Genomic DNA, 13,091 nt, shown 5'->3' with positions numbered 1-13,091 from the left:
AACCCCAAAATAATGATTTTGGGGCATTGATAACCTATGAAACCCTCAGCTTTTTTCAAGATTTCAGTACTGAGAATTTAAAATACACTTTCTATTTTACCTACCAATTCCTTTATACGAAGTCCTATTAAGCTCAAATCTTCTTCCTTCGGTGCTCCTTTAAATTCAACAGGCTCTAGGAACTCCCAGTTCATTTTGTGCTTCTCTATAATTTCATCCAGTTCTCTTTGGGCTCCGCCAGACCACCCATAGGAGCCCAACCTAAAAGCCTTTCTTCCTACGGCTTTCTTTCGGCCGATTTCATCTAGAACCGCTGCCATAGGCGGAAACATTTTATATTCATAGGTAGGCATCGCAAGGATTACGCCTGTAGAATTCCACACAGAAGCTAATACAGTTCCACAGGAATCTTCTGGAACCTTATGAACATTTACCTTGATATCGTATTTTTTCAGTTCCTCTACAACATAATTCACAGCCTTTTCTGTCATACCGTACATGGAGCCCCAGAGGACTGTAATCTCCTTTTTCGCCACACCTTTTTGATAAGCTACATATCGTTTATAATCCTCTAAAATCTTATTGGGATTTTTTCGCCACACGATGCCATGACCTGGGGCGATGATTTTAATCGGTAAGGCTTCACACTTTTCCGTCGCCTTCTTGGCAGGCAAAGAAAATGCGCCTAAAATATTGGAGTAGTACCTTACAGCTTCTTTTTCATAAAATTCAATTTCCTCTTCTGTCAGTAAATCATCGTATCCAGATTCTTTTACTGTACCGAAGGAACCATAAGAATCACAGGAGAATAACACACCTGTTTTTCGATCGAAGGTGGCAATGGTATCGGGCCAATGGACATTCGGAACATCTACAAACTCTAAAATATGACCATTGCCTAAATCTAAGGTATCCTTATCCTTCACTACAATTACGTTATTATTATGGGCATAAAACGCATCTAGAAGCGCTGCTCCTTTTTGGCTACATACGACCTTAAAATCTGAGTGAATCTTTTTGAAGTCTTCGATCCATCCTGAATGATCCGGCTCCATATGGTTGATAATTAAGTATTCAATGGATTTTGGATCGATTTCTAGCTGGTCCAACAAAGCCAGCAGGCTTTCTGGAACCCCATCCCAGCCGCATACCCCATCGATAATGGCTGTTTTTTCACCTTTAATAATATAGGAATTCAACGATACCCCATTGGGCATTTCCCATAACCCTTCAAATAAAATATTGTCTATATTTACAGATAGCTTATATACATCATCCGTTACTTTTGTATGATTCACATCTACCCCTCCTAAATTTTAATCAGTATCCCCTTTTTTACTAGCGCTTATATTCTTTTATTTTCATTTGATTTTAATATTCAGTAATTTAATACCCTGAATTTCTCTTTAAAAACAATGGTATCGAAATCTATGGTAATGTTTAATCGAAAATCATTATCATTTAGATACTACCATAGGACTTATTTGCTGTCAATTCTACCTTATATTCTGTGTAAAACATTCTTAATTTATAATCCATTCAATGGTAGTACAATAAAAAATGAGAGAGACAACCTTTTCAGCGTCTCCCCTACATTTTGTATTTTTATAATTTTAAAAAATAAATTTTTGTCCAATATGTTTAAATTTTGGAACGTTGACAGTACTCTGCGCTAAAATCCTTCCAAAATCCTTACCAATTGAGAACTGATCTCTAAAATGAATGGGGATTAGAAATTTTGGCTTTATTGTCTCTGCAAAATATACCCCTGCTAAATGGTAGAACTCTTCCAGCCTTGGATCTACCGGTACAAAGGCGATATCTATATTTTGCCCCATTAACTTGTCTACTTCCCTCTTAAAATCTACTTCCTCTGCTTGTAGCTGTTCTTGGGTAAAGCTTTTCCAATGCCACCAGTTCAAGTCCCCTGCATGGAATATCTGTACACCCTCTACATTTACTAAAAAGGATACCCCTTTATCTGTAGACCCATAGGTTTTTATACGGACATCTCCAATCTTCAAATCTTCGTATGGACTCATATGGTGAACACCTTTCTCCTCCGTTGTCTCTATATCACTGCTTAAAATATAATGGATATTGGGATTGGTTTCTCTCCACTTAAATATCACAGGATGATAATGGTCCCCATGTCCATGGGAGGCAAAAACGAAAATATCTTTTTCTGTTCTAAATTCCCCTTCATTTAATACGCCATTATTGGGTCCTTCCTTAGAATCAACAGAACCATCGTTAAAATAATCGAAAATCATCTTATACTTCGGTGTTTCTACTAAAATGGTACTATGCCCTAAGTGGACTACACTACAATTTAAATTCTCCATACATCGCTCTCCCTTCAGTTCGTCTGTGTCCCTTTTAAAAAACAGATTGCAAAATTTTTCTGCAATCTGTCTATAAGGTCTCCTCGATTCTATTTGCTAAGTACAACTCTGTCTTCCTTTAGATCTACCTGAATATGATCTCCTGGAACAAAGGTATTCTTAATATATTCCTCTGCAATTTCATCTTCAATGGATCTTTGGATCACCCTTCTTAAAGGTCTGGCACCATATTTTTCATCGTAGCCCTTTTCTAATATAAAATCTTTCACCGCATCTGAAATGGTGATGGTCATCCCTTTTTCCTTCACATCTTCAATGACATCTTTTAACATCAGCTCTATAATCTCTCTCAATTCTTCCTTAGATAGCTGTGTAAATACAATGGTTTCATCTACTCTGTTTAAAAACTCCGGTCTAAAGGTCTCTTTTAAAGCATCCTTCGCACGATTTTCTAAGGCTTCATATCCTCTATTGCCAAAGCCCATACTACCCGATTTTATTTGAGTCCCTGCATTGGAAGTCATAATGACTACGGTGTTTTCAAAGTGTACGGTTCTTCCTTGACTATCGGTTAATCTGCCGTCTTCCAGTATTTGAAGCAGCATATTGAATACATCTGGATGGGCCTTTTCTATTTCATCTAATAAAATTACGGAGTATGGCTTTCTTCGAACCTTATCTGTTAGCTGACCACCTTGATCATACCCTACGTATCCTGGAGGCGCTCCAATTAATTTAGAAACCGTGTGTTTTTCCATATATTCTGACATATCCACACGAATCATCGCTTCTTCGCTGCCAAATAGTTCTTCTGCTAAAGCCCTCACTAGCTCTGTCTTTCCTACACCCGTAGGTCCAACGAATATAAAGGAAGCTGGCTTTCTCTTCTTTCTAAATCCAGAGCGGTTCCGTCTGATGGTTCTAGAAAGGCTTCGCACTGCATCCTTCTGTCCAACCACCCTCCTGTGGAGCTGTTCTTCAAGGCTTAGCAACCGGCTGGCTTCCTCCTCTGTAATTTTACCCACGGGAATATTCGTCCAGGATTCAATTACGAAAGCTACATCCTCCACTGTTAAAGCACTTTTATTCACTTCTGCTTCCAGCTCTTCTATTCGATCTAAAATCCTACATTCATCTACTTTGTACTGTGCTGCCTTTTCATAATCGTTTTTCTTCGCTGCCTCTGCTTTCTTTTCCTCTATAGCCTTTAATTCCACCTTTAAGCCTTCAATCTCTACTAAGCCCTCATTTCTTAGGTTTACTCTAGATCCTGCTTCATCAATAATATCGATGGCCTTATCTGGTAAATATCGATCTGTAATGTATCTTTCAGACATCTTTGCAGCAGCTTCGATCACTTCATCGGATATTTTCACTTTATGGTAATCCTCATAATAGCCCTTGATTCCTTTTAATATTTCTATAGTATCCTCTACACTAGGTTCCTCAACCAATACTGGTTGAAACCTTCTCTCTAGAGCAGAATCCTTTTCAATATGCTTTCTGTATTCATCTAGAGTAGTGGCACCTATCACTTGGATCTCCCCACGAGCCAGCGCCGGCTTTAAAATATTGGCAGCATTCATAACACCACCATGAACCTCCCCAGCACCCATAATATTATGAACCTCATCGATGACTAAAATAATATTGCCACACTCCTGTGCTTCTTCTATAATCGCCTTCATTCGACCTTCAAACTGTCCTCTAAATTGGGTTCCTGCTACAATGGCCGTTAGATCTAGCAAGTAGACCTCTGCGTTAAATAGCTTTGCTGGCACCTGCTTCTCTACAATACGACCAGCTAACCCTTCTGCAATGGCTGTTTTACCTACACCTGGCTCTCCGATTAGGATCGGATTATTTTTAGATCTTCTATTTAGAATCTGTACTACCCTATCTATTTCCTTATTTCTACCAATGACTCTATCAATTTCTTTATTTCTTGCTCTATCTGTCAAATTTGTACCGTAAGTATCTAAGTTTTTTCTTTTCTTACCTTTTTTCTTTTTCTTCGCCTTTTCTTCAAATATTTCTTCCTTATCCTCTGCGGTTTCTTCTACTTCTATATCTTCATCCTCTTTCATTTTAAAAGAACCCAAGGAACCCTTAAATAGTTTCCCTAGAAAATTATCGTCTTCCATTTCCTCTAAATCCATCTCTTCAAATACGTCATTCATCTGCTGGGATAAACCTTCTATTTCTTCTTCCGTCATCCCCGTTTGCTCCATGATTTGATTCATAATAGGAAGACCCATCTTCTTTGCACATTCCATACAGATTCCCTTCATTTCAGACTTGCCATCTTCCATTTTCGTTGCAAAAACAACTGCTATATTTTTATTACATATCGAACATTTCTTCATAGTAAGCCCTCTCCATATTTCGTAAGATTTTTTAATATTATATCATATCCGAAGAACGAATAAATATTATATATTTATTAACATTATCGACTTTATTCTACTATATTTATCCACATTATTAACTGTTTTATCAACAATATTAAACAATGAAACTGCTTGTTTTTTCCATGAAAATAAAAGCCCCATGAGTAGGGCTTTTAAAATATTTATTTAATATCGCATACCATTTGTAAATAATCTAAGGTTTCGTACCCATTTCGTATATACAACCTTTTGGCATCCATATTGCTCTCTGAAATTTCCAGTCGAAATCGCTTTGCATCGGCAGAGAATTCATTCTTTACAAAATCTAAAAATTTACCACCAAGGCCCAACCCTCTGAAATCCTCTCGGATATAAATCTCTTCTAGCCAAACAACCAATCCACCAGCTTCGTTGGAATAGCTTAAGCTGATTTGTCCATACCCTGCAATGCCTTTTTCTTCTTCCATTATATAGATTTTCACATAGGGTGAATCCTTTATAGCCTCATTGAAGGTATTTACTATATTTTCTTCAGGAATGCTATATAATACCGCATCTGAAGTATAGAACTCCTTCACCATTGAAATAAATATGTCTTTATCATCTTTTGTTAGTTCTCTAATCATGTCTTCCTCCTAAAACAATTTCACCTTTTATTTTGTAAATTCATCCATCATCAATTCTTCTCTTGTACAGAGCCCTCTCTCTAAAGCGTTTTCTCTCAAAACTAAATAGAGCTCTGCCTGTGTAGAATCAACGTATGGGTTGACAAATAGTCTTCCTATGCCGAATAATAACGACCCCAATATATTCCATCCGATAAAGGATAGATCTAAGACAAAAATGTTCCATTTTTCACCTTCCGTCATATTCTTACTGAGCTCCACGGCACGTTGATACCCAATATTCGGATTGTCCGCTAAGATATACGGCACCATTTGATAGGCATAGGATTTTACAATCCCTGGAATCAAAAATAGAAGACTCCATAAAAACACTAAAAGGCCTCTGTATGCCATAGTTTTTACGATATCCACAATCCTACTGCGATTGAAGGCGTAAGTTAAATTATTTAAATCGAAATGATCCTGTGCCGATTTTAGAAAATAACGCTTTCCACTAACCTCAAAGGCGTATCCTATAATGATTTTAAATAACCATAGCATTAAAAATGATGCAATTATACCAATTAGAAGCCCCCATACCCAGGGTGCAGTATCCGTTACACCTTCTAGAAATGAGCTTCCAATATAATCTGATTTCTGCTCTAGAAGAACGTTTCTAGGCTCTGTGATATTCCATTGCTTCTTTATCTTAAAGCTATCCATGTCGCCGCTTGCAGCAACAATAATCATACTAACTAAAAAGGCCTTCCAATAAGATTTTTTTAGGACTTCCTTTGCCCTACTCTTTAATTCTGCTCTAATCCACATATATTTACCCCCTTATAAATATATTCGTTCCATCCTTATGACCTATTACTTTTTTAAAATTACAATAAAGATGGCGCGATCCATTCACTATTTGATTAGCTTCGATAATTTTTTAAATTCAGGGGTGCCTGCAGCTTTCATTAAATCAAAGAATACAGTTTCGGTATTCGTAACCATTGCCCCCATACGATCCATTAGATCTAAACCATTTTTATAATTTTCCTCTGTTCGTGAACAAACACCATCTTGAACCACGAATACATGGTATCCTCTTTGGATTAAATCCCTTACAGTTTGAAATACACACACATGGGTTTCCATGCCTGTAATAATGATCTTCTTTCTACCCAGCTTTTCAAGATCTGAAACCAATGCCTCTGTGCAAGCAGTAAAGCTTGTTTTCTCATAGATAGGGCTATCCCCCATGTTATTTTTCAACGCTTCAACGGTTCTTCCTAAACCCTTTGGATATTGCTCTGTCACTAAAATCGGTATATTCAACTCATTTGAAATTGAAATTAAAATGTTTGTATTTCCTATGACCTGCTCTTTTTTCTCCATTACAGGCACCAAGCGCTCCTGAATATCAATTACCATTAAAACAGCCTCTTCTTTTGTCAAAGCAAATTGATTCAAAACAAACACCTCCAAGTTTTTAACTCCTATTTACTATATAGCCTAAGACAGTTTGGGCTAAACACCAAATTTTTTTCTATATCCGCACTTCCTACACAACTCTTCCACTGCTTCTCTTCTAGAAAAACCCTGTACTATATGATTTGCTCTTTCGTTTTCTACAATGTCTGAGAATTTTGTTTGATTGATATTGCCTAGATTGATGATACCTTCTCCATCTAGGCAGCAGGGAACAACGGTTCCATCCACGAGGATGGCGATTTGATTTCGAAGACCATAACAAAATCCTTTGCCTTCGTCCTCTTCTTCTTTTAAATCTGGCCATTTAAATTCCGGGTCTTGATTTAGATAGATTCTTTGACCGATTTTAATTCCATTACCCGGAGTTACTTTTTCTTCAATCCTATAGGAAAGATTAAATTCCTTTTCGATAATCTCTAGTATTTGGCGATTCCGCGCTCTCTGGACATTCGTTTCATTATCCTGATCTAGGTTCCATAGCCTTAAAGATACAATGGTCTCTGTAATGGCTACTGCTTCTTTCGTAAAGTCTATAATATCCTTTATATATTCTGCCTTACTTCCGCCACCTTCATTCCCATCAAAGCTGTGGAGAGAAAAATTCACTTGGCGCAATGCTGGTTTCCCAAGAATTTTATCTTTTTGTTTCTTTATCAAGGTTCCATTGGTGGTAATATTCACCTGAAAGCCCTTTTCATGACTCAAATCTAAAAACTGATCAATCGCTGGATGTAACAATGGCTCCCCCTTTACATGAAAGTAGATATAATCTGCAAAGGGTTTTATTTCCTCTAGTATTTTATGAAAGCTCTCTATCTTCATAAACTCAGCAGCTCGCTTCGTCTCAGGACAAAAACTACAAGCAAGATTACATCGATTGGTGATTTCGATATAGAACTTTTTAAACTTTTTCATGTTCTTCGTCTCCTATTGTATCCTTATTCCTATGATACTCTATTTTGAGCACCAGTCCAAACATCATATTTCCTATTTTAACAATAACCATGATGAACCTGTTCGTGGAAAATCAGACATTTTAAATTACCTCATTCTATCATATTATACTTCAAATTAGAATATTCAAAGCCTACGATTGAAAAATTGTAGGCTTTTTTCTCGTATATTATTCTGCTAAGGTGTATCCATATTTTAATCTTTAGTAACAAAGCTTTCTTCTATATTTTAACCTCTTCATTAAAGGTGCCGTCTTTTCTAATTCTATATAACTTCTTTGGCTCTTTCTGTAGAAAAATCCCATTTTCATATTCGTTCATTCGCTGATTGACTTCCTCGAAGCTTAAGTTCTGGCTTTGAAAATATCTAAGTTTTTCTTGAAAAAGTCGGTAAACACTTTTATCTTCTACATAGTAATAGACCCAGTCTTCTACTAAATGTATATTTTCACAAACATCGTCGCTCAGTTTTATTTTATTTGTTCCATCGATCTTCATCTTATATAAAGCACCCTGTTCACTTCTATTGCTGAAATATATCCAACCATCTTGAACATTGATATGATTTACGTAGTCCTCTACAATCTTTGTTTTATTTGTACCATCTTTTCTAATTTTATAAATATGATATTTTATGGTTTTAAAGCTATCGTACTCCAATGGATGCTGTTCACTTTCTAAATAATAAATCCATTGTTCTTCTACATGAATGTAAAATGCTCCTTTACCGATATCTTCCCCTATTATTTTTCCTTCGTCTCCATCAAAAGGAGCTCCCACTGGTACTACCTCCAAATTCCCATTTCGATCACTGCTAAAATAGATATTTTCATTGTCCATTGCCATACTAAAAGGAACAGTGTCAATATAAAAGAACTCGTCTTTATGTGAATTATTCATGTTGATTCTAAAGATGTACTCACTCCAACTATCATGGCAGTATATCCAATGATCTACGATGCTGATTTCCTCTACATCCTCATAATATGGTGCAATATAATGTTCTTCTCCTGAAATAGCAATTCTGTAAAGTGTTCTATCCTCCACACAATAAATAAAATCCCCTGTGACATTTAAATACTTGGTCTCGCCTTTATATATCAATATCTTTTCATTATTTTCTTTGTTCATCCTGTATAAACCGCCATTTAAATAAAAGTAAATATATTTACCATAATCCACAATTAAGCCTTTATTTTGCAGATTGCCTAGAGTATTACCTCTAGTATATACATATGCCATCTTCGTATCACCTCTATAGTGCCTGCTATCTAAACCCTACGCTTTATCTCATTGCTGCCACAAGCATGGCACAGGATGTAACCACCATCAACACACCGAGCCCTAGGGAAATACCCACGCCTCTTTTTAGTTCCATCTTATTTGCATTATATGCATATAATAATCTTTGGAGCCCTAGCATCAATAAAATATATGGACTTACTGAAGCTTTTGTATATACCCAAACCACTACGAAAATTAAGGTGAATGTAACTAAAACTCGGTCAATTACCTTCATCGCTTTATTATAATAAATCATTCCTGCCATATTTACTGCCCCTCTCCTTATTTCGAAGTAGACTTTGTCCCCTGTAAACTCTCAGCTGTTGTAAATATTTATCGTATTTTTCCTAATTTATTGAACGGAAATAATCTAAGATAAGCTTTTCCTAAGATCAGCTCTTTATTTACGGTACCGACTTCGGTATTTCTACTATCCTTACTATCGTTTCTATTGTCACCTAAAACAAAAACTGAGTTCCTAGGAACCACCACCTGTTGGTCCTTTGAGGAGATGTCGATATCGTCTAGGTATACTTCTTCAAGCTCGGAGCCGTTTACATAGACAATACCACTACTGATTTCAACAGTATCTCCCGCAACGCCAATCACTCTCTTGATTAGGTTTCTTTTCTCTGCTTCCAATCTAAAAACAATAATATCTCCATGATTTGGCTCTTTCAGCTTATACAGTAGTCTATTTACCAATAATAGATTATTATTCTGCAATGTAGGCTCCATGGATGGACCTCTAACAATCGTCGGTTGTGCAAATGTTGTTATGATCACGCCAATGATTAAAGCTACTACAATACTTTTCAGCCACTCCATTATTTCCTTCTCCATCATCTAACCTCCTAGGTCTCCAACGCTCTTCTGCCGTCTTTGTCTTCTTTTAATGTATTTTTTAACCTGAAATAATTCTAAATACTATTATTCTACAACGAATTTGCAATTCCTTTTATAGAGAGCAGGAAAGTTCTGCTTTAAAATAAAATTTATTGACTTAGCCCATATGCCACGAATTCTAAGTCTTTCTTAGAACCTTAAATACTCAAAAAAAAGGTTCAGGATCTACTCCTCAACCTTCTTGCTTTTCATGGATTTTGTTTTCCTCTCGCAGGCTTCAACAACCTCTATCAGCATGTTTCTAAAGCCTCTTTTTTCTAGCTCATACACACCTTCGATGGTCACGCCACCCGGTGATGAAACCATATCCTTTAGCTCTCCTGGGTGCAAACCTTTTTCTAATATCATTTTTCCTGTTCCAATCAATGTCTGAGCTGCGTAGAGATACGCCTTGTCTCTAGGCATTCCTTTTCGTACGCTCCCATCTGCTAAAGCCTCTACGAACATTGCAATAAACGCAGGGCTACAACCGCTAATGGTGGTCACTGCATCAATTAAACTTTCATCGATTTGGTCGACCTTACCAACGCTACTTAGTAGTTGTACGACAAAATCAACTTCCTCACCGGTAACATTTCCATTCGAGCTTAAAGCGATCATTCCTTCCCCCACACTGACGGGAACATTGGGCATGATTCGAATGATTTTCATTGGCTCCTTAAAATATTCGCCCATATCCTCTGTAGTGATTCCAGCCGCTAAAGAGACGATGATCTGATCTTTAGTTACATAGGAGCTGATCTCCCTAAGGACACCATCGTACATATGAGGCTTCACACCTAAGAAAATGATATCGCTATTTTCTGCCAGTTCTACATTGGTTCTGCATAGATTGATATGAACTTGATTACATAATTTCTCTGCCTTTTTTATGGTTCTATTACTGATATAGATGGATTGATTCATGCCCTCAAAGCTTTTTACCAGCCCTCGAATAATCGTAGAAGACATATTTCCTGCCCCAATGAATCCTATTCTTTTCTCCATAATCCACATCCTATTCTCTGAAAAATATCGTTGCCTTCGCTTCATTCTGATACAATTTCATCAATATCTCTTTATTTTTTCCGTTTCCTAGGATCATAGGAATATTATAACGATTCACAATTCTCGCTGCTTCTATCTTCGTTTCAATGCCTCCTGTACCAAAGGAATTGGTCTCTCCCACTTCAATCTCCTTTAGCATATCATCAATGTTTTGTACCTGCTCCAATAACTCAGCATCCTCATATTCCTTAGGGTTCTTATTGTAGATTCCGTCGATATCACTCAGAAGGATGAGCAGATCTGCATTCCACAGGGTTGCTGTATAAGCAGCTAAGGTGTCATTGTCTCCGATTTTAATCTGCTCCACACTTACAGTATCATTTTCGTTGATGATTGGCACGATGCCTTCATCGACTAGGGTAAATAATGTGTTTCTGATATTTAAGTTTCTAGTTTTATCGAAGAAATCCTCTCTTGTGAGTAGTAGCTGTCCAATATAAATGCCATGGTGGGAAAAATGGCTGTTGTATGCAGACATCAGCTCAACCTGACCGATAGCGCATAGGGCCTGCTTATAGTTCATATCCTCTTTTCTAGACCATTTGTTGGTTCTACTGATACCAGCAATTCTAGCTCCTGATGTAACAATAACCACTTGCTTTCCTTCTCCTACTAGGAAAGCCACCTGCTGACATAGGGCTTCAATAAAATCATGGTTTATGGTGCCGTCTACATTAGAAAGTGTATTGCTTCCTATTTTAATTACGATTTTCTTGCTCTTTTTCATAACGTCCTGCAGCATCTCTTTCCACCTCCTACTGTCTAATCTGTCCGTTTCCTACCACCGTGTACTTCATTGTAACTAATTCATTTAACCCCATTGGTCCCCTTGCATGGGTTTTTTGTGTACTGATACCCATTTCCCCACCAAAGCCAAAGGCACCACCATCTGTAAATCTAGTGGAAGCATTTACATAGACTGCCGCTGCATCCACTCGTCTTAAAAAGTAATTTGCATTGGTATAGTTTTCTGTAATAATTGCTTCGGAATGCTTTGTACCATAGGCCTGTATATGGCCGATGGCCTCATCCACATTGGAAACCACTTTCACAGCGAGAATGTAATCCAAATATTCCTCCGCCCAATCCATATCTGTTGCCTCTGCTGCCTGTATAATTTCTCTCGTTCTAGGGCAGCCTTTTAGCTCAACCTTATCCTTCAATGCTGCCGCCAGCATTGGCAAGAACTTGGGAGCAATATCCTCATGGATCAACGTAGTTTCACAAGCATTGCACACACCCGGTCTCTGAATTTTTGCATTGGTAATAATCTGGATCGCATTTTCTAAATTTGCCGATTCATCCACATAAATATGGCAATTTCCGATGCCCGTCTCTATGGTAGGAACTGTAGCGTGGTCCACTACGAATCGTATTAAATCCGCTCCACCTCTAGGAATAATCACATCAATATATTCATTTAAGGTCAGCATCTCCTTAACAACATTCCGATCCGTGTCTTCTATCAGCTCTATGATATCCTCACTGACCTTGCTCCTTCTTAAACCTTCTTTGATGGCGCTTACAATCATCTTGTTCGAATGAATCGCAGAGGAGCTTCCTCTTAATAAAATACAATTTCCGCTCTTTAAAGCTAAAGAAAAAGCATCCACGGTAACATTGGGTCTCGATTCATAAATAATTCCGATAACACCGAGTGGTACTGTCATTTTACTGATGGTCAATCCGTTCTCTAGGGTCCAAACGTCATTGCTTCTCCAAATAGGGTCCTTTAACCCAATAATCGTCTCTATTCCCTCCAATATCCCTTGGATTCTGTCTTCTGTCAGCTTAAGACGATCAATCAGACTGTCCTTTGTTCCTTTTTCCTTGGCAGCAAGAACATCTTTATCATTTTCTGCAAGGATATCATCTTTATTTCTCTTTATGCTGTCTATTATCAATCGAAGCGCTTCATCCTTATCCTTTGTGGAAATCATTCCCAAGGCATAAGAAGCTTCCTTCAACCGTTTACACTGTTCAATTAAATATGACATCGCCCCCACCCTTTCCTTCATTTAAATTTTATTACTATTATAGCCGATTCTATATACTTATTCAAACATATCCACAAAT

Annotated in this window: 13 protein-coding genes; all 13 read right to left on the bottom strand. The window is 37.4% G+C overall.

The window, feature by feature from the left end:
• Positions 1 to 77: 77 nt before the first annotated feature.
• The 13 genes from CLOS_RS00780 to CLOS_RS00720 all read right to left on the bottom strand — a co-directional run bounded on the left by CLOS_RS00780 (position 78) and on the right by CLOS_RS00720 (position 13,012).
• Positions 78 to 1,298 (bottom strand): FprA family A-type flavoprotein, encoded by a 1,221-nt coding sequence (locus CLOS_RS00780; protein ID WP_012158021.1) that lies wholly within the window; start codon positions 1,296 to 1,298, stop codon positions 78 to 80.
• 315 nt (positions 1,299 to 1,613) lie between these two features.
• Entirely contained in the window at positions 1,614 to 2,345 is a 732-nt protein-coding gene (locus CLOS_RS00775) for an MBL fold metallo-hydrolase (RefSeq protein ID WP_012158020.1), read from the bottom strand.
• An 89-nt stretch (positions 2,346 to 2,434) separates the two neighbouring features.
• A complete protein-coding gene (locus tag CLOS_RS00770) occupies positions 2,435 to 4,711 on the bottom strand; it encodes an ATP-dependent Clp protease ATP-binding subunit (protein WP_012158019.1) in 2,277 nt (758 codons plus the stop codon).
• Positions 4,712 to 4,917: 206 nt separating this feature from the next.
• Positions 4,918 to 5,361, bottom strand: a complete 444-nt coding sequence (locus CLOS_RS00765; RefSeq protein WP_012158018.1) for a GNAT family N-acetyltransferase — start codon at positions 5,359 to 5,361, stop codon at positions 4,918 to 4,920.
• Positions 5,362 to 5,388: 27 nt separating this feature from the next.
• On the bottom strand, positions 5,389 to 6,168 hold the full coding sequence (locus CLOS_RS00760; protein WP_012158017.1) for a DUF975 family protein: 780 nt from the start codon (positions 6,166 to 6,168) through the stop codon (positions 5,389 to 5,391).
• An 87-nt stretch (positions 6,169 to 6,255) separates the two neighbouring features.
• Positions 6,256 to 6,813: a hydrolase gene (locus CLOS_RS00755; protein WP_408626280.1), complete on the bottom strand. Its 558-nt coding sequence runs from the start codon at positions 6,811 to 6,813 to the stop codon at positions 6,256 to 6,258.
• Between the two features lie 48 nt (positions 6,814 to 6,861).
• Positions 6,862 to 7,740 (bottom strand): radical SAM/SPASM domain-containing protein, encoded by an 879-nt coding sequence (locus CLOS_RS00750; RefSeq protein ID WP_012158015.1) that lies wholly within the window; start codon positions 7,738 to 7,740, stop codon positions 6,862 to 6,864.
• Between the two features lie 260 nt (positions 7,741 to 8,000).
• Positions 8,001 to 9,020 carry a DUF5050 domain-containing protein gene (locus CLOS_RS00745; protein WP_012158014.1) on the bottom strand — a complete coding sequence of 340 codons (1,020 nt, stop codon included), beginning with the start codon at positions 9,018 to 9,020 and terminating at the stop codon, positions 8,001 to 8,003.
• Positions 9,021 to 9,063: 43 nt separating this feature from the next.
• The gene (locus CLOS_RS00740) at positions 9,064 to 9,327 is read right to left on the bottom strand and encodes a hypothetical protein (protein ID WP_012158013.1); all 264 of its coding nucleotides are present in this window, start codon (positions 9,325 to 9,327) and stop codon (positions 9,064 to 9,066) included.
• A gap of 68 nt (positions 9,328 to 9,395) precedes the next feature.
• Positions 9,396 to 9,905, bottom strand: a complete 510-nt coding sequence (gene lepB, locus CLOS_RS00735; protein WP_012158012.1) for a signal peptidase I — start codon at positions 9,903 to 9,905, stop codon at positions 9,396 to 9,398.
• Positions 9,906 to 10,133: 228 nt separating this feature from the next.
• The gene (gene proC, locus CLOS_RS00730) at positions 10,134 to 10,955 is read right to left on the bottom strand and encodes a pyrroline-5-carboxylate reductase (protein WP_012158011.1); all 822 of its coding nucleotides are present in this window, start codon (positions 10,953 to 10,955) and stop codon (positions 10,134 to 10,136) included.
• Positions 10,956 to 10,965: 10 nt separating this feature from the next.
• Positions 10,966 to 11,757: a glutamate 5-kinase gene (proB, locus tag CLOS_RS00725; protein WP_012158010.1), complete on the bottom strand. Its 792-nt coding sequence runs from the start codon at positions 11,755 to 11,757 to the stop codon at positions 10,966 to 10,968.
• Positions 11,758 to 11,770: 13 nt separating this feature from the next.
• Complete coding sequence (locus CLOS_RS00720; RefSeq protein WP_012158009.1) at positions 11,771 to 13,012, bottom strand: glutamate-5-semialdehyde dehydrogenase; 1,242 nt, start codon at positions 13,010 to 13,012, stop codon at positions 11,771 to 11,773.
• Between the last annotated feature and the right edge of the window lie 79 nt (positions 13,013 to 13,091).

It is taken from the genome of Alkaliphilus oremlandii OhILAs (genome assembly GCF_000018325.1).
Classification (GTDB): Bacteria; Bacillota; Clostridia; order Peptostreptococcales; family Natronincolaceae; genus Alkaliphilus_B; species Alkaliphilus_B oremlandii.
This window is presented reverse-complemented; position numbering and strand designations above follow the sequence as displayed.